Below are 24,062 nucleotides of genomic sequence, written 5' to 3'. Positions count from 1 at the left end.
AGTGGAAGGTTTAATATGCAACCTCCATTTTCACTTTCTTACCTTTCAGTTTTTCGTTCTGAAGTTTTCTTAAAAGAGCATTTACTTTATTTCTGGCAACGGCAACATAGGATGTGGTGTCCTTTACTTCAATAATTCCAACATCTTCTTTTTGCAGCTCTCCCTTCTTTAGCAGATATCCCACAATGTCCACTTTATTAACTTTATCTTTTTTTCCTGCACTGATATAAACAGTCTGGAAAGGTGTTTTTTGTGGAACTTTAGTAAATCCGGCAATATTTTCTTCAGGAGTATTGTTTTTAATGAACGGAAAGTTTTCATCTTCCGTCATGATCAGGTACACAAAACCTTTGGCATTCATTCTTGCTGTACGGCCGTTTCTGTGAATGAAAGCATCTTCTTTTGGAGGAAGCTGATAATGAACAATTGATTCTACTTCAGGAATATCAAGCCCGCGGGCAGCCAGATCTGTGGTAATAAGAATTCTTGCAGAATCATTTCTGAATTTCAGTAAGGCACGTTCTCTTTCATCCTGTTCCATACCACCGTGGAAGGTTTCTCTGTCGATTCCCATTTGGTTGAGAAGTTCAGAGATACGGTCTACAGCCTCACGGTGATTGCAGAAAATCAAAGTCCTTTTGTTCCCGATTTTACAAACCAGATTGAAAAGCGTATCCAGTTTTTCTTCAGGAATCGTCATTACTTTTCTCAGTTGGAGATCCGGTTTTACATCATTTTCTTTAAGGAAACTGATTATTTTTTCATCTTTTAAGCCTGTAAAAGCAGGAATTTCATCCATAGCTGTGGCAGATGTTAAAATTCTTTGAGAAAGACCTTTTAAAGAATTGGAAATAAATTCCATATCATCATGGAACCCCAATTCCAGAGCTTTATCGAATTCATCAAGAACTAATGTTTTAATCGTTTTCGGATCAAAATTATTATTTCTTAAATGGTAAACAATTCTTCCAGGAGTTCCGATTAATACAGCCGGAGCTTCAATCAAATTATTAACCTCAATTTTTTTGTCATGTCCACCATAGCAGACAGAAACTTTAAAATCTGTCCCCATGGATTTAAAAACCTGCTCAATCTGTAAAGCAAGTTCTCTTGCCGGAACTAATATCAATGCCTGAACTCCCTGAACGTTTTTTTTCAGATTTCTGAGAACAGGAAATAAAAAGGCAAGCGTTTTCCCGGATCCTGTAGGAGAAAGTAAAACAATGTCTGTATTGTTTTCAGAAGCTTTATAAGTAGATTTCTGCATCTGATTCATATCCTGAATCTGCAGTTTTTGATAGATTGATTCTAATTCCATGCTGCAAAGGTAATGAATTTTGGAGTTTGAGGGTTTGAGAGTGGTAGGGCCTTAGAGTTTTAGAGTAGGAAAGTATTGCTCTTCTTTATTTCTGTGTTTCTGTCACTCTGAATGAAGGGTAGCGAAATGAAGAAGCACATTGAGTTATCCTACTTATTACAGGTGATTCGTGAATTACGTTCGTAAACTTTCAGCTCATGCCCGGCATAACAGCTGATACTGCTTCATTCTGAATGTAAGGCAGTTAATATTAGGATGCCGTGTTGGGCTCAGTTGAAGCATTCTTTTAATCAAAGTATTGATTTTTAAATATATATATTAAATATTAGTCTACTGAAATCTATTGCTTATTTTAAATAAAATTCATATCTTTGCACCCACTTTTGGGGCAAAAAGGTTTGAAGAGTAAATTACTTACAATTAATTACTTCCGTATTTTTTAATCCGCATTTATTCAAACCGTTAAAAAAGAAGGAATACAAATTTTATTAGAAAATGTCAAAAGAGACAAATTCAGCAGAGGTTTTATTAAACCAAAACGTAGCACCAGAACAATTTGATTGGGATTCATTCGAATCAGGTCTTGATGCAGATGCGAGAAAAGAAAAAAGCGATTTAGAAGAAATCTACAACGGATCATTAAACAACCTTGACGATAACGACGTTTTAGTTGGTAAAGTTGTAAGATTAACTGATAAAGAAGCTATCGTAGACATCAACTTCAAATCTGAAGGTGTTATCTCTCTAAACGAATTCCGTTACAACCAAGGCCTGAAAGTAGGTGACGAGGTAGAAGTAATGGTTGACAAGAGAGAAGACAAAACTGGACAGTTACAATTATCTCACAGAAAAGCTAGAACGCTTAAAGCTTGGGATAAAGTAAACGAACTTCACGAAACTGGAGAAATCGTTAACGGTTTTGTTAAATCTAGAACTAAAGGTGGTATGATCGTTGACGTTCACGGAATCGAAGCATTCTTACCTGGTTCTCAAATTGACGTTAAGCCAATTAAAGATTACGATCAGTTCGTAGGAAAAACTATGGAGTTCAAAGTTGTGAAAATCAACCCTGAGTTCAAAAACGTAGTAGTATCTCACAAAGCATTGATCGAAGCAGATATCGAAGGTCAGAAAAAAGAAATCATCGCTCAGCTTGAAAAAGGTCAGGTTCTTGAAGGAACTGTTAAGAACATTACTTCTTACGGTGTATTCATTGACTTAGGAGGTGTTGATGGATTGATCCACATTACAGACCTTTCTTGGTCTAGAGTGAACCACCCATCTGAAATCCTAGAGGACGGACAGACTGTAAAAGTTGTAATCCTTGATTTCGATGATGAGAAAACAAGAATCCAATTAGGTATGAAGCAATTAGAAGCTCATCCTTGGGATGCTCTTTCTGCTGACTTGAAAGTAGGTGACAAAGTAAAAGGAAAAGTAGTAGTTCTTGCTGACTATGGTGCATTCGTAGAAATTGCTCCAGGTGTTGAAGGATTAATCCACGTTTCTGAAATGTCTTGGTCTACTCACTTAAGATCTGCTGGAGATTTCGTAAAAGTAGGTGATGAAGTAGAAGCTGAAGTATTAACTTTAGATAGGGAAGAAAGAAAAATTTCTCTTGGTATCAAGCAGTTGTCTAAAGATCCATGGGAAAACATCGAAGCTAAGTATCCGGTAGGATCTCAGCATGTAGGAACTGTAAGAAACTTCACTAACTTTGGTGTATTCGTAGAGTTAGAAGAAGGTATCGACGGATTAATCTACATCTCTGATCTTTCTTGGACTAAGAAAATCAAGCACCCATCTGAGTTCTGCGCAGTAGGTGATAAATTAGACGTTGTAGTTCTTGAATTAGATATCCAAGCTAGAAGATTATCTCTAGGTCACAAGCAATTGACTGAAAACCCATGGGATAAATTCGAAACTAAATATGCTGAAGGAACTATCCACGCTGGTAAAGCTGTAGAAGTTCACGATAAAGGAGCTTCTGTTCAATTCGAAGATGCTGAAGTAGAAGCATTCTGCCCTTCAAGATTATTAGAGAAAGAAGATGGATCTAAAATCAAAAAAGGTGAAGATGCTCAGTTCAAAGTAATCGAATTCAACAAAGAATTCAAGAGAGTAGTAGTATCTCACACAGGTATCTTCAGAGACGAAGAGAAGAAAAACGTAAAAGAAGCTTCTTCTAGAAACGTAACTTCTTCTTCTAACAACGAAGAAAGATCTACTCTTGGAGACATCGATGCATTAGCAGAGTTGAAAAGAAAAATGGAAGAAGGTAAATAATCTTTGAACCATATATAAATATGAAGCCGCTCATCCGAGCGGCTTTTTTTATGAATATACATAGGATAGCAGAATTGTATGTAAGATATTGGAAAGGAGAGTTTCTTAAAAATTAGACATAACATTATAAAAAATAGTTGAGTCTTGTTTGTATGAGAATTTTATATTAAAGATTTATTTGTATTGTGAAATATTTAAACTAAAAAAATCAAAGAAACAGAATAAAAACAATCTTGAATATCTAAGTATATTATTTTATTCTATTAATTGAGGAATATGTAAAATAGTTTGATTTTTTTGTTTTATATAGGTATTTATTTACATATTTATTTTTGTTAAAAAAAACGTAAAGTTTTGTGAATTATTTGTAGATTAGCGCCTTTAATAATGGATATGAAAAACAAAGCTCTACCTCTTTTATTTGCAGTATTTTCTGCATTTCCTGCAATATTGTTCGGACAGGATAATGAAAAACTGATTAAAGATTATATTTCTCAAAATAAAATAAGGGAATATAAAAAGTCTGATCTTAATAATATCATTGTTGATAATATAGATCCGTCAAAATCATTGAATGGTAATGTGGTTAAATTTTTACAGACTTATAATGGTTTGCCGGTATACAGTTCTGTAGGAACAGCATTGATCAGGGACAATAAAATTATTTACTACACAGATAATTTTGTTACAGATTATACTACATCTACTTCAGGTACAGCTGCTATTAATAAAAATACAGCTCTTCAAAAAATTGCCGAGGATCTGAAGAATCCTGATATTGCGAATTTCACGATTCTCGGATATCTTGAAAAGACTCAGAAAAGAGCTACATCTGCTAATCAAAGATTAGTTTATACAAATGACGAGAATGGAAACTTGCGTTTGGCTTACGAATATATTTTAATGGAGCCAAAATCTCCCAATTACTGGAATATTTTAGTAGATGCCAACAATGGAAATATCCTGTTGAAAAACAATCTGACACTATCATGTAATTTCCATCATGATGCTTACGGTTCAGAAGTAGGGGAAAGCCATGCTGATCATTTTCAAAATACATTAGTTGGGCCTCAGAATAGTGTAGCACAGAATAATAATATTCCATTGCTTTTACCTGATAATGCATCATATAACGTATTTCCATTACCAATTGAAGCACCCACTTTTGGTTCAAGATCCATCATTAACAATCCATGGATTCTGAGTGCTTCTCCTGAAGGATGGCATTCTGACGGAACTAATCATTATACCATTACGAGAGGAAATAATGTTTTTGCCTATGAAGATGCAGCAGGAACAGCTTTAACAGCACCGGATTATCTTACAGGAACTCCGGCAGAAGGTGGGGCAACAAGAAATTTTGATTTTCCTTTTAATATTAATGAAACTCCATTAAACAACAGAAATGCTTCTATTACGAATTTATTTTATCTGAATAATAGAATTCATGATGTTTTCTACAAATTTGGATTTACAGAAACCGGAAGAAACTTTCAGCAGAACAATTTTGGAAATGGAGCTGCAACAGGAGAAGATGATTCTGTATATGCAGAGGCTCAGGATGGAAGTGGATTAAATAATGCTAACTTCTCTTCACCACCAGACGGATATAATGGTAAAATGCAGATGTACCTATGGTCTTCTGTTGGAAGAATTTTCTATTATAATGCACCTACCGCTGCTGTTTCCCGTACACCGGGAGCCGGAACTGCACAGTTTGGTAACCCACTACCTATAAATGGAGTAACAGGAGATGTAGCACTTTCATCAGTGTTAGATGGATGTACGGCTCTGCCTGCAAGTTCATTGGTTGATAAAATAGGATTGGTTGAGAGAGGAACATGTGCTTTTGCCATAAAAGTGAAAAACCTTCAGGATGCAGGAGCTAAAGCGGCTATTGTTTACAATAACGCAGTAAATGGTTCTACTTTGGGAAATATGGCGGGTGATGATCCGGCAATTACAATCCCTTCAGTATTAATTACCAATGCAGAAGGTGAATATATCAAAACTCAGCTTGCAGCAAGTACTGTAGTAAATGTTACCTTAAAAAGAAATATGACCCCTGACGGAAGCTTTGATAACGGAATCGTAACTCACGAATATGGTCACGGAATTTCCAACAGAATGACCGGCACCGGATACAACTGTCTGAACTCAGGAATTAGTAAAGAACAAATGGGAGAAGGATGGTCTGATTTCTTTGCTTTAATGTTGACTAATAAAGCTGGAGACGATGCTACAGTGGCTAGAGGTACAGGGACTTATGCAATAGGACAACCAATAACAGGCGGTGGTATCAGACCTGCGAAATATTCTACAAATCTTGCTGTTAACGGATTTACCTACGGAAATACCAACGGAATGGAATACAATAACGGATCAGCTGTTGTTCCGGATGTACACTCCATTGGTTTTGTTTGGGCAACCATGCTATGGGATCTTCACTGGAAATATGTTGAAAAATATGGTTATTCTTCAGACGTATTGTCCACAACGCCTAATGGAAGCACAAAAGTATTACAGTTAGTAACGGATGCTCTTAAACTTCAGGGTTGTAACCCTAGCTTTATTGATGGAAGAAATGCAATTTTAGCAGCTGAGCTGGCAACTACTCAGGGACAGGATAAATGTATGATCTGGGGTGTGTTTGCAAGAAGAGGTTTAGGGGTAAATGCATCAGCGGGAGTTAAAAATAATATTAATGACCAGGTTCAGGATTTTAATGTTCCGGAGGCATGTTTGTTGGCTACTAATGATGTAAATGCAGATAAGAACAATAATGTTTCTATCTATCCAAATCCTGCCAAGGACGAGTTCTATATTAAGTTCCCAAGCAATACTCTTGGAAAAGTAAGTGTAGAACTTTACGATATGTCTGGTAAGCTGGTTTCTTCAGAAGATAAAATCTCACCGGATGCTAAGAAAGCAATTTCTACAAGCAATCTTGTTAACGGAACTTATATGGTTAAAATCAAAGGACTAGGTTTCGAAGCTGCTTCGAAAGTAATGGTTAAAAAATAATTTACTTTTATAAACAATCTCAAAATCGCCACAAGCTTGCTTGCGGCGATTTTATTTATCTATTACCATGACACTTCAGAATGATTAAATTAATATGTCGTACCTTTGCAGGCTGTTAAAAAAATTATGAAGAAGAAAAATATACTAAAAGGTGTTTTATTTGTAGGGATTGGAGCTAGTATATACGGTATGTTAGCCACTTTTGTGAAAATGGCTTATCATGATGGTTTTACAACCTCAGAAGTTACTACTTCCCAATTCGTTTTAGGTTTGACAGGACTTTTGATCCTCAACTTTATTCAGACCATAACCTCAAAGCAGAAATTATCAATGCCAAGTTCTAAAGAAGTAAGAATGCTCTTGCTTGCAGGAACTTCTTTGGGAGGTACCAGTTTATTTTATTATATTGCCGTACAATATATCAATGTTTCCATTGCTATTGTATTATTGATGCAGTCGGTATGGTTTAGTGTGGTAGTAGAGAGTATTATTACAAAAAAGCTGCCTAATACAAGGAAAGTGGTCTCTGTGGTTATCGTATTATTGGGAACGGTTCTGGCAACGAATCTTATTAATATGGAAATAGAACTGGACTGGCATGGGGTTTTCTGGGGACTGATGGCAGCAGCTTCCTATACTTTGACGATGTTCACTTCAAACACACTGGCTACTCATCTTCCGGTTTTCAGAAAGAGTATTATTATGCTGGCAGGTGGTTCTGTTGTAGTTTTTGCATTCTTATTCTTTGCCCAGATAGGGCCTATGTATTTTGATGGTTTAAAATCATTATACCTGAATTTTACTGATAATACAGAACATATCCATTCATTTAATTATTCAATATTTCTCACATATGGATTTGTACTGGCTCTTTTTGGAACTATTATCCCGCCAATCTTATTCAATGTTGGGTTTCCCAATGCAGGATTGGGACTTGGAAGTATCGTTTCATCACTGGAACTTCCGGTTTCTGTTACCATGGCTTTTGTTTTGTTGGGAGAGAAAGTATTTCTGATCCAGTGGGTAGGAATTGTTCTGATTCTTTTTGCCATTGTTTTGATGAATTTACCTTCAAAAAAAGAAAAAGAAGTTTCAATGGCATAATTGTCTAAAAAATATTTAACTAAAAATAACAGTTGAAACCGTTCCTTTTGGAGCGGTTTTTTTTAATTTTATCTTTAAAATAAACGTTTCATGAAACATTTCAGAAATATAATGACTGTTTTTTCTTTGACAGTCTCCGGTTTTATGTTTTCACAGGTAAAACCTCTGGATGCAATGCTGTCTGATTATCAATACCCTTACGAAGTACATTATCTCAATTTCAAGTCTCAGGGCGAAGATTTGAAAATGGCTTATATGGATGTAAGACCGCAAAAACCGAACGGAAAAACGGTCATGCTTCTCCACGGCAAAAACTTTAATGGAGCGTACTGGGAAAGAACAGCAAAAGACCTTTCTGCCAAAGGATTCCGGGTAGTGATTCCTGATCAGATAGGATTTGGAAAATCTTCAAAGCCTCATACTTACCAATTTTCTTTTTCGCAACTGGCAAAAAATACAAAGGCAATTCTGGATGTATTGAAAATTGATAAAACCATAGTATTGGGACATTCAATGGGAGGAATGGTGGCCACCAGATTTACATTACTACATCCTGAGAAAGTACAGAAACTGATTCTCGAAAACCCGATCGGACTGGAAGATTATAAAACTTTTGCAGCCTACCAGACCATTGATCAGGCTTATCAGTCTGAACTTAAAAATACAGCCGAAACGTATAAAAATTATCAGCTTAAATTTTATTACGACAACAAATGGAAAGAAGAATATCAACCCTGGCTTGACTTAATCGCAGGATGGACTCTTCATAAAGATTATCCTCAGGTAGCTTGGGATGCTGCACTTACCACAGATATGATTTACAATCAGCCGGTATGTTATGAGTTTAAAAATATCAAAGTTCCTACCTTGCTTATCATTGGAACAAGAGACAGAACCGCAATAGGAAAGGACAGAGCTCCTAAAGAACTTCAACCTAAAATGGGGCAATATCAGGAATTGGGAAAGAAAACTCAACGTGAAATTGCGGGTTCAAAGCTTGTCGAAATTGAAAATGTAGGGCATCTTCCTCATATCGAAGTCTATCCTAAATTTATTGAAGCACTGTATAATTTTATACAATAATTTCATTGTAAACTATAAAATATTTGAAACATTAAGTTTTTGCAAGTGAGTAAAAATAATAAGCTTTATAAACATTTTACTTAATTTTTCATCTTTGATGAAACTTAACTATTCTTATTAACTTCATTAACTTAATGTTTCAAAATCAATTCTTTTTGTTCCCAAACAGCAATAAAGTACAAACTCCAATTCCAGAAAACAAGACACACGCAATTCCCAGGTTCTGTATAAAACCAATCGCTATTAGTCCTGAACCTATCAGGATATAATAAATCAATCCCAATAAAGCTCCGGCACTTCCTGTCTCACTTTTATAATGAATGAGGGCAGTACTCAAGATATTAGGAATAGCCATGCTGAATGCCATCACAATGAAGAAATAAGGAATTAAAAAGTATATACCTGTACCTGTCAGAATCCATACGAAAATAGAGGCGATAAATGCTATACATATACTTGCTTTTACTAAATAGTTAGGTTGTATATTCTTGAATAACAGGTATCTGTTAATTTTTGCTCCTGCAAATGTACCTGTTGCCAGTATCATACTGCTGTACCCAAAGACATAAGACGAATAATGATTTTCTTTAAAAATAAAAGGAGCCAGCGAATAGTATGAAAATAATAAAACATTGAAACTCATGATTAATAAACAGCATCTGATGATGTCCTGATCACAGAGCATCCGCTTGAGCAAACGTATCAAAATATTCATGCTGATTTCCTTTTCCGAATGATGGGTTTCCGAAATTTTCTGTCGGGAGAGCATGAAGAATAGGATTGCCAGAATACATAATGTGATGAATACACTCGGATATCCGAAGGAAGAAGCCAATGCTGAACCGGTAATCATTCCTACTACAGGACTTACAGATAAGCCGATTCCGATCCAGGAAAATACTTTACTCAGATTATCTTTGTCATAGCTGTCTCTTAAAATGGTTTGAGTCACAATGGAACCCACTGAAATTCCAAATGCTGAAATAATCCTGGCTGTAAGAAGAATTATAAAATCAGAAGCAAAAACAGCTGCCAGGGTTCCGATTCCATAGGTAATGAGACCATATTCCATTGATTTTTTTCTTCCGATCCTGTCGCATTGAATGCCCCAGAATGCTACCCCCAGCGCAAATGCTATAAAATATAAACTGATCGTTAAGGTAACTGATTCTTCATTCACTCCAAATTTCTCCTGTACCATTGGTAAAACTGGACTGTAGATGGTTTCTACAAACTGAGGAAGCATCACAAGTAGAGTCAGCAGCCAGATAGGATTTGTCTTTTTCATTTTTTTCTGCAAAGTTTCCAAAAAATCCATGTATATTTATAATGATGTAAAAACAAAAAGTATCAAAAATAGGACATGGCTATACTGAAGCAAAATGAAAGTTTTAATGCAGATACCCTTCACGAAAATGTAATTGGAATAGCTTCTGATATGGTATTGCATGATTCCGGTTTTCACTTTCATAAAACAAAGTCTCAGTTGTTGTATGCGCCATCAGGCTGTATGACAGTGACTACTTCTGACAGACAGTTGGTTCTTCCTCCGTTCAGAATGCTTTGGATTCCTGCCCATGAAGTTCATCGGGTGAATTTCAGAAACATTGTAGCCTACAGATCCATCTATTTTGATGAAGATTATTCCCAAAAGTATATAAAATCAGATCTGAAAGTTCTTCATGTCAACACCTTGTTAAAGGAAATCATAGAAAGGATTTGCTTTTGGGAGTGGTCAGCTCTTAAAAGTGACCAAACCAATCTTTTAAACGTATTCTGGGATGAAATGCAAAGGGCTCAGGAAGAAAAACTGGAACTTAAAATGCCGCAGGACAGACGTTTTAAGAGAATCGTTGAAGAGTGGACGCTACGTCAGTCTATACCTCCAATGTTGAAAAATCTTGCAGAAAAAACCGGAGCAGTGGGGAAAACGATCAGCCGTATTTTTAAAAAAGAAACCGGACTGTCTTATCAGGATTGGAGACAGCAATGGAGGTTACAGCGGTCTATTGAACTTTTGGTAGAAGGTAATTCAATAGGAGAGGTGTCGCATATCCTTGACTTTTCATCAGACAGTGCTTTTATTGAGTTTTTCAAAAAACACACAGGTTCAACACCTTTGCAATATCTTATGAAGAATGAATAGTCTTTTTGCAACTGATTAAAATTACTCTACTCAAGAATTTCAATGTATATTTCTTGTCTTATGAAAAGCCTGATTCATAGTAAATTTCATAAAATTGTATTACCTAATACATATTTTATGAAAACAATGAGTACCAGTAACGTTGAGAATTACATGCATATAGTTGAGATCAACACTACTGTAGATAAAATGTACCATGCTTTGACTCATGAAATTCCTCTTTGGTGGACTGAATTGTTTGAAGGTTCATCTTCGGAGGAGGGAAATCTTTTCACCATAAGATTTGGAGATCAGATTCACAAAACAATGCGTGTGAAAGAATTAACCGCCAATGTAAAAGTTGTATGGTCTGTTGAAGACTCATTAATTGCTCTTCCCGATTTAAAGAACCAAACAGAATGGATCGGAACAACAATTGTATGGGAAATAGAGGAAAAGAAAGGGGGGTGCCAGATAAAACTTACTCATATCGGTCTGAACCCGGCTGTTGAATGCTATGAGATCTGCTCCAATGGCTGGCTGCAATTTATAGGCAGTCTGAAAAAATTTCTGGAAACCGGAGAAGGAGTTCCCTATAAAAAGTAAAAAATATTGAAACAAAAAAAGAGACTGTTTACACGTAAACAGCCTCTTTTTGTATGTATTGTTGTCTGAATTATTTCTTCTTGTAAGCAGCGTCTTTGATTCTTGCTTTTTTACCTCTAAGGTCTCTGAAGTAGTAAATTCTAGCTCTTCTAACTCTACCTCTTCTATCAACTTCGATTTTTTGAAGTGCAGGCATGTTAATAGGGAATACTCTTTCTACACCTACATCACCACTCATTTTTCTGATAGTGAAAGTTTTTGTAGAACCAGTACCTCTTAATTGGATAACTGTTCCTTTGAAGAACTGAGTTCTGGTCTTTTGTCCTTCTTTAATTTCGTAATACACAGTAATTGTATCACCTGCTTTGAATTCAGGGAATTCTTTTTTCGCAATGTACTTGTCTTGTACGTACTTTAATAAATCCATTATTAATAAAATAAAATGTTAAAGCTAAGCAACTTACACGTTCTTCGTCAGAGGTTGAATAACAGGTTGCAAATGTACAAAATAGTTTTTGAATACACCAAATATTTAATGTGCTAAAAACTATAATTTTTTCATTCCGGTTTCGCTGAAAAATTAACGGTTTCTTTAAAATACCATCAGACAGAGTTTATATGGGAACTCTACTTTTGCCCGAAGTAAAAAATCTTAGCAAGGATTTTTAAATAGTTGATTTACAATTCGAAATTCTATATGTTATTTTAAAACGAAAACGATTATGAAACATTATTTCTTCTTTTTTTGTTTCGCGGTCCAGATGGCTTTCGGGCAGGCTTTGTTCCCTTATTTACAAAACCCGACTCCGAATTCTATGATCGTCAATTGGAAAACAGCTTCCAATAATGAAACAACAGTGATCTACGGAGATTCTCCAGCGAATCTGAATGTTACCGTAACGGGAACTACCAACATCTTCTCAGATACGGGATACAACAACAATTACTATTATCACACGGCAAAGATTACGAACCTTCAGCCGAATACCAAATATTATTATAAGATCAAAACAGGAACCAGTGAGTCTGCTGTTTACAATTTTAGAACACTTCCTTTACCGGGACAGGCTGTAACTGCCAATGGAAAGATCCGCTTCCTTATTATGGGGGACAACCAGATCAAAGCAGAACCGAGATATGATACGCTTACTTTGAATGCCTATAAAAAATTAAAGGAAAAATTCGGAGCTGCTTCAGATCCGTCAGATAATATTGCGCTTACTTTTATGGTAGGTGACCAGGTAGACGTAGGTACATTGGACCATTATGAAAATGTTCACTTTAAAAAGAATATCAAATTATCACCTTATCTGCCTATTCAGACAACGGTAGGAAATCATGAAACTTACGGAACGATGGGAATGAATTCCTACTATGCTCATTTTTATATTGATGAAATCAGTTATAAAGGTATAAGCTCAGGAAATGAAAATTATTATGCCCAGCAGGCAGGAAATGTATTATTTGTGAGCTTAAGTTCTGAACATACAGGATCAGCACAGCAAACGTGGCTTCAGCAGATTTTAACGGCAGCCAACAATGATTCTACGGTAGACTGGATTATTTCTTTAAGTCACAGACCTTATCAGGCTGAGCAGTATGTGGGAGATATTTCTACATGGGTAAGAGAAAATGCAGTACCGCTTCTGGTAACTTCTGATAAATATTTAATGCACGTAGGAGCCCACCATCATTTATACCACAGAGGTCAGCTTAAAAACACACCGAATTACCAGATTATTTCAGGAGGAACTGCATGGGATCAGTATTGGGGAATGTCTAATGAACAGGATTTTGACGATGTCCAGAAAACTTTGACAGACTGGACCTATCAGATCGTGGAAGTAGATGTCCCAACCGGAAAAGTAGATGTCGAATGTTATTCAATCGGTGGAATTTACAATAAGAAAAACAATGTGTTGGTAGATTCTTTCCACAGATATAAAAATCAACCTAAACCTGCAAAACCATCCATTACCAATACGTTCTCAGGACCCATTACTTTACCTTTGACATTAAATGGAAGTGCATTTTCATCTTCTAACGGAGAGCTTTTAAATACAACACAGTTCCAGATCAGTAAAGCCTCGAACTTCTCTGTGATTGAAAAGGAATTCTACCGCGATTTTGAAAACTGGTTCGGAAAAGACGGAAACGGAACTCCTGATAAAACGAAAAACCTAAATGATGGAATAGACATCACCAAAGCGACATTGGCAGCGAATTCTATTCCCAACGGAATCTATTATGTAAAAACACGTTACAGAGACAGAAACCTTGAGTGGAGCGACTGGAGTGATGTGAAGCAGTTCGAAATTACAGGAAGTGTAGTGTCTAATCCTATATTTACTTTAAACAAAACAGAATATGCGCAAAATGAAGCAATTACGGCTACGTTTACAGGTGGTCCGGGAAATCAGCAGGATTGGGTAGGAATCTATAAAAAAGGACAGACTCCTGCTTCTACCACTTCACAAGGTTATATTTATACGAACGGGCAGACTGCAGGAACAGTAACTTTCAATAATGGTCTGGCTACTAAAGGTCAGTATTTTGCAGGATTCTTTGCAAATGGAGGATATACAGAAATCACTCCAAGAAAAAATTTCTATGTAGGACCGAAAGTACAGCTGCAGACTACTGCTGATACGTATCCTGTGGGAGGAACCGTTACTATTAATTTTACAAACGGACCCAACTTACAGAAAGACTGGATCGGAATTTACAAAATGGGACAAACTCCGGGAACTACAGCTTCTATCAAATGGAGCTATGTAACAACGGCTTCAGGAACTCTTAATTTCACAGGACTTCCAAAAGGGTATTATTATGCTCAGTATTTATTGGAAGACGGATATAACGGAATCGGGGAGAAGGTGTTCTTCAAAGTAGGAGATATCGTTACTGATCTTTGGATCAACAAACCTGTTTATACCTTGGGTGAAAATATTACGGCTTCATGGACGGATTCTCCGGGAATCATCAAAGACTGGTTGGGAATATATCCTCAGAGTGTTCAGACACCGGATGATAATTTTGTTTCTTATACCTATTTTGACGGAATAACTCAGGGAACAAAAACTATTCAGGGAACAGCAGTACCTGCAACACCGGGAAATTACTACATGGTGATGTTTACCAATGATTCCTACACAGAAGTTTCGAACAGAGTACAATTCCAGGTGGCTTCACCTACTTTAGGAACGGAAGAAACAAGAAGTACAGAGAAAAATGTAGTGTTGTATCCTAATCCAACCAAACCGGGACAGCCTACTTTTATTAAAAGTGATTATCCGATTGAAAAAATAGAACTGGTTTCAGCTTCGGGAGAATTACTGTATGTATCGAAAAATATCAATAACCAACGTTTCTCTTTGGTGAATGAAAATCTTCCGGCAGGCGTTTACTATGTAAAAGTACACGGAAGAAAACTATTTACTTTAAAACTGATTATTCAGTAAGATAAACACAACACAATTATTATGAAGAGGCTGTCAACAATGATAGCCTCTTTTTTATGGATGTAAAAAAGTATAATTTTCCATAATTATCTGTGAAAATCTGTGCCCGTTTGCGGTTAAACAAAAAACGGTTCCAAAAAAATGAAACCGCCTTTGATATATAGTTGTGGTAATTAGTCAAATAAATGGTGCAGATCATCCTCGTTAATCAGCGTCTGGTTTTCGGCAGAAGCATCTTCCTCCTGAGTATCGGCCAGCGTTTTAGTTTCCTGAATGAGCTTTCCATCCATATTATAAAGTTTTAACAAGATCCATTTCCCGCTGCGTTCAAGTTCTTTAGCTCCATCCCATGTTTTTATTCTGATTTTTCCACTTTGAATAACACCTGCTTTTACAGAAGACTTATTGGCAGGCTTTCCTTTTACATACTGTGTGATTTGTGCTGTGAAGGAATAATCTTCCCCGTCTTCAGTGATAGGTTGTGTAAATGTATATAGAATAGTGCCTTTGGGATCGTAAACGGTTGCATCATAGCCTGTTTGTTTAGCGTTCAGCTTTTTTTCAAAACTCAGTTTTGTATTGTCACCCTCAAAAAAGTTTTTGATATTTATGATAATACCTTCCTTATAAACAGTTTCACTAAAACCTTCATAAGTAGTACCATTATAAGGGATACCATCTTTGTATGTTAATGTAGATTTCAGCTTTCCATCCGGTGAATAATATTTGATTTCCTGGATAAGATCATCTTTTAAAAATTGCTCGGAGGATAACTTTCCGTCTTCATCAAAATATTTACTGGTTACCTTTGAGCCTTTGTCATAAGTATCAATAGAGGAAATCTGTGAATATTCATAAGCCAGATGATAATCATCCCCGTCTATTGGATTATAAATATCATTTTCCTTATCATATTGGTATACAAGATGACCTATTTTTTTTCCCGACTCATCGTAAGTGGTTTTATAGCCATCTTTTTTATTCATTTTCTGTTCCTGTAAGATCTTTCCGCTTTTGCTATAAATGACGCCTTCTTTTACACTGCCGTCCTTTCTGTATTTTTCTATCTTAGAAATCCTCATTGGGCTGGAATAGTAATCCACCATCATATTTTCACCCGCACCGGAAGTAGTACTGCTGCCAAGATATTTCCCTTTTTCACCGTAATATTTTGTTTCGGTATTACCGTCCTTATCAATGATAGTTTCATTTCTGATCCCTTTAATGTCATCATCATAAACGGTTGTTTTTACAGGCGTAGAGTTTTCGTAATCGACCAGAATATTAAAGACCATTCCATCCTCAGCATCCTTATAACTGAACATCTTTCCTGAAAAACTTCCGTCAGCTTTATATACTACATCTTCTGTCAGCCTGCCATTCATATCATAAGTCTGTGCCGGGCCAACCTGCTGTCCTTGGGAATAGGTGGCAAAATTCAGAACCTTTCCTTCTTCAGTATACCAGGTTACTTTTCCCTCAAAAACCTCACTGTTAGGAGTAGTGTCTGAAGCCAGTCCTTCCATTTGAAGTTTTCCGTCCTTATAGAAATCTTTGATAAGAGTAAGCTTTCCTTTAGGAGTCGTTTCACGGTAATATTCCATATTGTCCTGAGTAGTTTTTTCCCAGTTTTCATCGAAATACGTTTTTTCCTGTGCGCATACATTGATGCTGAGTACCAGTGCAAGTAATGCTGAGGTAAATAATTTTTTCATGTTTTTATGTAAGCTTTGATATTTTTATATGATTAGTGAGATGGCAGATATTGAAAGAGACCTTTATAGAGATCAAAAGAAGTGATGAGGACAGTAGTAATCTGCCATAAAATAATTTCTACATTAAAGTTGTGTTTAAATTTCTGTCGGAACTGAAAAACAGTATTTCCGGCTTTGAGAGGGCAAATATAGATGAAATTGATGAGAAATAAGATAAAAAATGAACAGACTTGTTCAGTTTTTGATGTAATGTTTTGATTATGATGTTTTTAAAAGTTTCAGATCGATTTTTAAAAAATGTATCAAATTCAGTAATGTTTCTCCTCATAGGATATACAAGAAAATTTATTAAATTTAGCCAACAGAAAAATCTAATATTTCATGATAGATAAAAGAGTAAAAAATGCAAAGGAGGCCATCGAAGGAATTAATGATGGAATGACACTGATGCTAGGTGGATTCGGACTTTGCGGAATTCCTGAAAACTCAATCAATGCTTTGGTAGAAAGCGATGTGAAAGATCTGACTTGTATTTCAAACAATGCAGGAGTAGATGATTTCGGATTAGGACTATTGCTTCACAAAAGGCAGATTAAGAAAATGATTTCTTCTTATGTAGGAGAAAATGCTGAATTTGAAAGACAAATGCTTTCAGGTGAATTGGATGTAGAACTTACTCCTCAGGGAACTTTAGCTGAAAAATGCAGAGCTGCCCAGGCCGGAATTCCGGCATTTTATACACCTGCAGGGTATGGAACTGAAGTAGCAGAAGGGAAAGAGGTAAAAGAATTCAAAGGAAAACCTCATATTCTGGAGCATGCATACGATGCAGACTTTTCTATCGTAAAAGCATGGAAAGGTGATCATGCAGGAAACCTTATTTTTAAAGGATCAGCAAGAAACTTCAACCATCCGATGGCGGGTGCGGCAAAAATTACCATTGCTGAAGTGGAAGAACTGGTAGAACCGGGACAATTAGACCCGAACGAAATTCATATTCCGGGAATCATGGTTCAGAGAATTTTCCAGGGAGAAAAATTTGAAAAAAGAATTGAGCAGAGAACTGTAAGAACTAAAGAATAAGTTCAAAACAATAAAAACAAAAAGCGCTGAATCGATGTTCAGCGCTTTTTTTATGCTTGAGGAGTAAGTGTTTTTCTTTCTCCGATCTGTTGTCTCCACATGGCGTAGTACAATCCTTTTTCGTCAATAAGATTGGCGTGGGAACCTGTTTCTACAATCTGTCCGCGTTCAAGAACATAAATTTTATCAGCATGCATAATGGTACTTAAACGGTGGGCAATCAGGACGGTGATCTGTTCTCTTTCTTTCGAAATTTCTTTGATCGTCGTAGTGATTTCTTCTTCGGTGATACTGTCAAGAGCAGAAGTGGCTTCATCAAAAATCAAAAGATGAGGTTTTCTTAAAAGAGCTCTTGCAATGGCAATTCTTTGTTTTTCACCACCACTCAGTTTCAGACCTCCTTCACCGATAACGGTTTCAATTCCTTTCTCAGCCCTTTCCAATAATGCGGTACAGCTTGATTTCTGTAAAGCAATTGCCAGTTCCTCTTCCGTAGCGGAAGGATTAACGAAAAGAAGGTTTTCTTTAATAGTTCCCGCAAATAACTGAGTATCCTGTGTTACAAAACCAATCTGGTTTCTCAGTTCATCAAAATCAAATTCCTTTCCATTGATTCCATTGTAAAAATATTTCCTTCCTGAGGTCTGTACAATCCAACCAATAGTTTCACCAGGGTACTTTTTCCGGAACCGCTGGGTCCTACAAAAGCAATGGTCTCACCGTTTTTAAGATCAAAAGAAATATTATTTAAAGCTTTATACTGTGCAGACTGATGCTTGAATGAAACATGTTTGAATTCCAGTTCCTCAATAGCCCCGATTTGTTTTGGGTGAAGCGGCTTTTCTTCCACTTCTTTTTTCATCAAACGGTCAAAATTCTGAAGAGAAGCTTCTGCTTCACGATAAGAAATAATAATGTTTCCAATTTCCTGCATTGGCCCGAAAATAAAGAAACCATAAAATATCAGAGATAAATACTGACCTGGTGTAACAATATTCTTAAAAATTAAATACAATAAAGTCAGAGTAATCATCTGTTGAAGAAAATTGACCATGGTACCCTGAATAAAGCTCAAAGAACGGATGCTTTTTACCTTTCTCAGTTCAAGGCCAAGAATCTTATACGTATTGTTATTTAAACGGATTACTTCCTGATTGGTTAATCCTAAACTTTTAACAATTTCAATATTTCTAAGACTTTCAGTAGTACTTCCGGCTAAAGCGGTGGTTTCCGTTACAATATTTTTCTGGATCACTTTGATTCTCTTACTCAACAAATTGGTAACAATGGCAATAAAGAAAATTCCACAGATATAAACAGGCATAATAGACCAGTGTAAACGGATCGCATACACGGAAACGAAAATAATACTGACGAGAATTCCGAAGAAAATATTAATGAAATTAGTGATGAATTTTACCGTATCCTCTCTTACTTTTGTTAAAATAGACAGCGTTTCACCGCTTCTCTGGTCTTCAAATTCCTGATAAGGCAGTGCCATCGAATGCTTTAAGCCGTCTGTAAATATTTTCGCTCCAAACTTTTGAGTGATCACGCTTACCACATAATCCTGGAAAGCTTTGGCAATTCTGCTTACCATTGCAGTTCCGATAAGAAGCCCCAAAAAGTAAAAAGCCCCATGATATACAGAACTTCCGTATAAATATTCATTCAGGCTTCTGGGCAATAGCTTTTCTTTATCAAAAAAGTTGGGATGGGTAACCAGCTGATCAAGGATATTTCCTGTGATCGCCGGAGCAAATAAAGAAAAAACCTGATTGACAGTAGCCAAAAATAAAGAGATGATTATCAGCCACTGATAAGGTTTTAGATATCTAAAAAGTATTTTCATTCTATTAAAAATAATAGAACAAAATTACAGATATTATTTTAACTAACAGTGTTAATTGTTGAATACAACAAAGCTCTTTTGTATTCACGTGAAAATAATTAAATTGCAGTCTAAGTTTTTATTATGCTTACAAAAGAACAAATTGCCAAAAGAATTTCAAAAGAACTGAAAGATCGTTATTATGTAAACCTTGGAATTGGGATACCTACTTTGGTTGCCAACTATGTTCCGGAAGGTATTTCCGTAGAATTCCAGAGTGAAAACGGAGTATTGGGTATGGGGCCTTTTCCTTTCGAAGGAGAAGAAGATGCTGATATCATCAATGCCGGAAAACAGACTATTACTATTCTGGAAGGAGGTTCATTCTTTGATTCAGCCTTCAGTTTCGGGATGATTCGTGGTCAGAAAGTGGATCTTACCATTCTTGGAGCGATGGAAGTTTCGGAAAACGGAGATATTGCCAACTGGAAGATTCCCGGAAAAATGGTAAAAGGAATGGGAGGTGCGATGGACCTTGTAGCTTCTGCTGAAAATATTATTGTAGCCATGATGCACGTGAACAAAGCAGGAGAAAGTAAAATTCTTAAAAAATGTACACTTCCTTTAACGGGTGTAAACTGTGTGAAAAAAGTAGTGACGGAATTAGCTGTTCTGGATGTAACTCCGGAAGGATTCAAGCTGGTGGAAAGAGCACCAGGTGTTTCGGTAGAAGACATTATTAAAGCAACAGAAGCAGATCTGATCATTGAAGGAGAAATTCCTGAAATGCAGTTCTAATCTGATAATAAATAAAAAAAGTTTCGGCCTCACAAAGTGAGGCCGAAACTTTTTAAAGACGACATCGAAACTCGCAGCGTCAAAAAAATAAGTCCTGTGAACGTTAAGAAAATTCTCCTGTCCGAAGCGCGAGGCAAAATCAGAACCGATAAAGAATAATGATTCGCGCAAGTTTAGAATTTTTAGAGAACAGGACTTATTTTTAGCGGAGAGGTCCAGGTCTTGAACTTTTGTTTCTTTTGTTTGAATACGTCGAATCTTCGATTTCAAGACAAAAGAAATTAAACATAAAAAAACTGCTTCATCATGAAACAGCTTTTATATATTTAGTCTAATCTTATTTATTTCCCATCCTGCGCTCCAAAAACCTTCTGCAAAATACTTGTAGTTCTCATGGCAGGTGTATTTCTGATTCCGCTTTCCTTATCTGCTACCATTTTAAAAACTCCATTAATGGTTTCTGTAGTAACATATTCGTTAAGATCTGTAGTAACAGCCTGTCCGGTAAACGTATTGTATTTTGAAATCAGGTTTTTCCAAAGCGTATCAGCACCTACTTTCCCTAAAGAAGCTTTTACTTTGGGTTGAAAGGCATTGAACAGCTGAGTCTGGGTTTTTCCCTGCAGATAACTTGTTGCGGCGTTATTACTCCCTAATAAAATGTTTTTGGCATCTGTAATCGTCATAGAAGTAATAGCATTTGTAAAAATAGGTGCAGCTTCTGTTACGGCATCTTCAGCAGCTCTGTTTAACAATTTTACGCCTTCGTCCGCAAGGCTTCCCATTCCGATGGAACGTAGTGTTGTATCAATTTTTCTTAATTTTTCAGGCATTAAAATCTTTACGGCTTCATTCTTGAAAAAACCATCCGTTACCGCTAGTTTTTTTACTCCATCCGTTACGCCCATACTTAAGGCCTCTTTTAATCCTGAAGAAATCTGACTTGAAGTAAGGTTTCCAATATTGGCAGATGAATTACCTGAAGTGGTAGTCGTCGTCTTAGTAGAAGTTACCGTACCATTATTTTTAACAGGAACATTAAGATCTACACCTGTTTTGTCTTTAACAGCAGATTTTATAATATCAAAAATTTGTGCCTGAGCTGATAAAGAAAATAATAAAGCGGCTGCCAGAAAAATATTTTTTTTCATCTTATTTTTTTACAAATTTAAACCTTTAATTTTTTTAAGTCGACTACATTGATCAAAAAGCAAACCACAATAATATCTATATAGAATGATTGCAAACTGCAAATTATTCATTTTACAGGAGTCTGAAATAGGGTATTTAATTTGTTTTTAAAAAGGCTCAAAGAGTTTTGAAAAATAATTATCTTAGCTCAAACCTTAACCCCATCTCATGATACGGACTTTTCTAGTACTCTTTGTATTGATTTCAAACATGATTTTTGCCCAAAATAAATTAAATCTAATCCCTTATCCTCAAAAAGTTCAACTTTTACAGGGTGAATTTGCAATACCAAAAGCTTTCGTATTAAGTGGTGATCTGCCAAAAGAGGAAACAGAATATTTCAAAAAGAGAATAGGTTCTCAGGTGGAATTTCAATATGCTAAGAAGGGTGGTGAAATTCATTTAACGAATTCTATAATTCCTCAGGCATCAGGAACAGATTCTGAACAGAAAAAAGAGTATTACTCCATAGAAATTTCTCCAAAACAGATACATATAAAGTCTTACACTAAACAAGGATACTTTCTGGCTCTTCAAACTTTGATCCAGCTTATTGAACAGTATAAAGAAGGAAAGAATATTCCGGCTATGAAAATCGAAGATCAGCCGAAATTTGCATGGAGAGGAATGCACCTGGATGTCTGCCGCCACTTTTTCACAGTAGATGAAGTGAAGCAGTATATAGATTATCTGGCAATGTATAAACTGAACACTTTCCATTGGCATTTAACGGATGATCAGGGATGGAGGATTGAAATCAAAAAATATCCTAAACTGACGCAAATTGGCTCAAAGCGTAAAGAATCAATGATCGGAGCTTACGTTGATAATACATTTGATGGAAAACCTTACGGACCTTATTTTTATACACAGGAACAAATAAAAGACGTGGTGAAATATGCTCAGGACAGACACATTACTGTGGTCCCTGAAATTGAAATGCCTGGGCATGCTTTGGCCGCACTGTCTGCATATCCTGAACTGGCATGTACCAAAGGTTCTTTTGAACCTGCTACAAAATGGGGCGTTTTTGATGATGTTTTCTGCCCGAAAGATGAAACTTTTACGTTTCTTGAAAATGTTCTGGATGAGGTAATCCAATTATTCCCTTCCCGATACATTCATATTGGAGGTGACGAGTGCCCGAAAACAAGATGGAAGGAATGTGCGCACTGCCAGGAACTGATTAAGAAAAATAATTTAAAAGATGAACACGGCTTACAGAGCTACTTTATTCATCGGATTGAAAAATATGTTAACAGTAAAGGGCGAAAAATCATAGGCTGGGACGAGATTTTAGAAGGCGGATTAGCTCCCAACGCCGCTGTGATGAGCTGGACAGGCGTGAATGGAGGTATTGAAGCTGCAAAATCAAAACACTTTGCCGTCATGACTCCTGGTGCCTACTGTTATTTTGACCATTATCAGGGAGATCCACAGTCTGAACCTAATGCTTTTGGAGGATTTACTCCGCTGGAAAAAGTCTATTCCTATAATCCTATCCCTTCCGAACTGAATGCAGAACAGTCCCAATATATTATGGGAGTTCAGGCGAATCTGTGGACGGAATATATTTTAGATTTTAAGCAGGTACAGTACATGATTTTTCCAAGATTAATGGCGCTTTCTGAAGTAGGATGGGGAACATCAGATCCTAAGAACTATAAAGAATTTGAAAACAGAGTGATTAACCAGTTTAAAGTTCTGGATGGTATGAAGGTCAACTATGCCAGAAGCATTTATAACATCACCGGAAAAGTAATTCCTTCCAATAACGGAATTGCTTATGAACTGTCTACTTCGCAGAATTCAAACAGTATCCGATATACGCTGGATGGAACAGACCCTTCCATCAATTCTAAAACGTATCAGACGGCAGTTGAGATTCCTAATTCTTTAACCATTAAATCAGCTTATTTTGAAGAGGGGCAGTTGAAAAGTGCCGTGTCTACACAGCAATTTATCATTTCAAAGACTACCGGAAAAAAGATAACTTTAGAACAACAACCTAGCGAAAACTATTCTTTTGGAGGTGCTTTCACCTTAGTAGATGGTATTATCGGAAATGTAAAAAAACTGGGTAAAACATGGCTGGGCTTTCAGGGAAAAGATGTAGTGGCAACAATAGATTTGGGGCAGAAAACAACTTTTTCAGAAGTGTATTTCAATACCCTTGAAAATAAAGGAAGCTGGATTCATCTGGCTAAATCTGCAAAGATTTTTGTTTCTGATGATAATAAGAATTTCAAACTGATTAAAGAGATCGGCACGCCTGAAATTCAGAAGGCCGGCGGAAAAATCAAAGTGAATGTAGGAACGCAGAACGCGAAATACCTGAAAGTAACTATTGAAAATGCAGGCATTATTCCGGCAGGAAATCCTGGTGCAGATTCCAAAGCATGGTTGTTTGTTGATGAAATTGGCGTAAATTAGAATA

General features: G+C 36.3%; 15 protein-coding genes and 1 pseudogene. 10 read left to right on the top strand and 6 right to left on the bottom strand.

The annotated features are described in order from the left end of the window. Positions 1-10: 10 nt before the first annotated feature. Entirely contained in the window at positions 11-1,318 is a 1,308-nt protein-coding gene (locus tag KBP46_RS07430) for a DEAD/DEAH box helicase (protein WP_216445034.1), read from the bottom strand. Positions 1,319-1,813: 495 nt separating this feature from the next. Here KBP46_RS07430 and rpsA point away from each other — a divergent pair, with 495 nt between their 5' ends. From rpsA to KBP46_RS07410, 4 genes are all read left to right on the top strand, one after another. Next, positions 1,814-3,604: a 30S ribosomal protein S1 gene (gene rpsA / locus KBP46_RS07425; protein WP_034695342.1), complete on the top strand. Its 1,791-nt coding sequence runs from the start codon at positions 1,814-1,816 to the stop codon at positions 3,602-3,604. 393 nt (positions 3,605-3,997) lie between these two features. Beyond that, positions 3,998-6,628 carry a T9SS-dependent M36 family metallopeptidase gene (locus tag KBP46_RS07420; protein ID WP_253297234.1) on the top strand — a complete coding sequence of 877 codons (2,631 nt, stop codon included), beginning with the start codon at positions 3,998-4,000 and terminating at the stop codon, positions 6,626-6,628. 126 nt (positions 6,629-6,754) lie between these two features. After that, positions 6,755-7,732, top strand: a complete 978-nt coding sequence (locus tag KBP46_RS07415) for a DMT family transporter (RefSeq protein WP_062671065.1) — start codon at positions 6,755-6,757, stop codon at positions 7,730-7,732. Positions 7,733-7,822: 90 nt separating this feature from the next. Then, the gene (locus KBP46_RS07410; RefSeq protein ID WP_216445032.1) at positions 7,823-8,815 is read left to right on the top strand and encodes an alpha/beta fold hydrolase; all 993 of its coding nucleotides are present in this window, start codon (positions 7,823-7,825) and stop codon (positions 8,813-8,815) included. Positions 8,816-8,960: 145 nt separating this feature from the next. On the opposite strand, the gene KBP46_RS07405 is transcribed toward KBP46_RS07410, so the two are convergent. Then, positions 8,961-10,103 (bottom strand): multidrug effflux MFS transporter, encoded by a 1,143-nt coding sequence (locus KBP46_RS07405; RefSeq protein WP_216445031.1) that lies wholly within the window; start codon positions 10,101-10,103, stop codon positions 8,961-8,963. A gap of 75 nt (positions 10,104-10,178) precedes the next feature. On the opposite strand from KBP46_RS07405, the gene KBP46_RS07400 reads away from it, so the two are divergent. Then, on the top strand, positions 10,179-10,961 hold the full coding sequence (locus KBP46_RS07400) for a helix-turn-helix domain-containing protein (protein WP_216445030.1): 783 nt from the start codon (positions 10,179-10,181) through the stop codon (positions 10,959-10,961). Positions 10,962-11,078: 117 nt separating this feature from the next. Next, positions 11,079-11,546 (top strand): SRPBCC domain-containing protein, encoded by a 468-nt coding sequence (locus KBP46_RS07395; protein ID WP_216445029.1) that lies wholly within the window; start codon positions 11,079-11,081, stop codon positions 11,544-11,546. A 70-nt stretch (positions 11,547-11,616) separates the two neighbouring features. Here the strand turns inward: KBP46_RS07395 and rplS are convergent, their stop codons facing one another. Then, positions 11,617-11,973 (bottom strand): 50S ribosomal protein L19, encoded by a 357-nt coding sequence (gene rplS / locus KBP46_RS07390; RefSeq protein WP_002980648.1) that lies wholly within the window; start codon positions 11,971-11,973, stop codon positions 11,617-11,619. Positions 11,974-12,268: 295 nt separating this feature from the next. Between rplS and KBP46_RS07385 the strand changes: the two genes are divergently transcribed. After that, positions 12,269-15,007 (top strand): fibronectin type III domain-containing protein, encoded by a 2,739-nt coding sequence (locus tag KBP46_RS07385; protein WP_216445028.1) that lies wholly within the window; start codon positions 12,269-12,271, stop codon positions 15,005-15,007. 173 nt (positions 15,008-15,180) lie between these two features. Here the strand turns inward: KBP46_RS07385 and KBP46_RS07380 are convergent, their stop codons facing one another. After that, complete coding sequence (locus KBP46_RS07380; protein WP_216445027.1) at positions 15,181-16,722, bottom strand: toxin-antitoxin system YwqK family antitoxin; 1,542 nt, start codon at positions 16,720-16,722, stop codon at positions 15,181-15,183. A 381-nt stretch (positions 16,723-17,103) separates the two neighbouring features. On the opposite strand from KBP46_RS07380, the gene KBP46_RS07375 reads away from it, so the two are divergent. After that, positions 17,104-17,805: a CoA transferase subunit A gene (locus tag KBP46_RS07375; protein ID WP_062671053.1), complete on the top strand. Its 702-nt coding sequence runs from the start codon at positions 17,104-17,106 to the stop codon at positions 17,803-17,805. Between the two features lie 50 nt (positions 17,806-17,855). On the opposite strand, the pseudogene KBP46_RS07370 reads toward KBP46_RS07375, so the two are convergent. Continuing rightward, positions 17,856-19,657: pseudogene (locus tag KBP46_RS07370) on the bottom strand (ABC transporter ATP-binding protein). 123 nt (positions 19,658-19,780) lie between these two features. Here KBP46_RS07370 and KBP46_RS07365 point away from each other — a divergent pair. Next, positions 19,781-20,434 (top strand): CoA transferase subunit B, encoded by a 654-nt coding sequence (locus KBP46_RS07365; protein ID WP_105703093.1) that lies wholly within the window; start codon positions 19,781-19,783, stop codon positions 20,432-20,434. Between the two features lie 341 nt (positions 20,435-20,775). On the opposite strand, the gene KBP46_RS07360 is transcribed toward KBP46_RS07365, so the two are convergent. Beyond that, positions 20,776-21,585: a DUF4197 domain-containing protein gene (locus KBP46_RS07360; RefSeq protein WP_120230484.1), complete on the bottom strand. Its 810-nt coding sequence runs from the start codon at positions 21,583-21,585 to the stop codon at positions 20,776-20,778. Between the two features lie 250 nt (positions 21,586-21,835). Here KBP46_RS07360 and KBP46_RS07355 point away from each other — a divergent pair, with 250 nt between their 5' ends. Next, positions 21,836-24,058, top strand: a complete 2,223-nt coding sequence (locus KBP46_RS07355) for a family 20 glycosylhydrolase (RefSeq protein ID WP_253297233.1) — start codon at positions 21,836-21,838, stop codon at positions 24,056-24,058. Positions 24,059-24,062: the final 4 nt, after the last annotated feature.

Source organism: Chryseobacterium sp. PCH239 (assembly GCF_018924625.1).
In the GTDB taxonomy this organism is placed as follows: Bacteria; Bacteroidota; Bacteroidia; order Flavobacteriales; family Weeksellaceae; genus Chryseobacterium; species Chryseobacterium cucumeris.
Note: the sequence above shows the minus strand (reverse complement) of the source record. Positions and strands in the feature narration are given on the sequence as shown.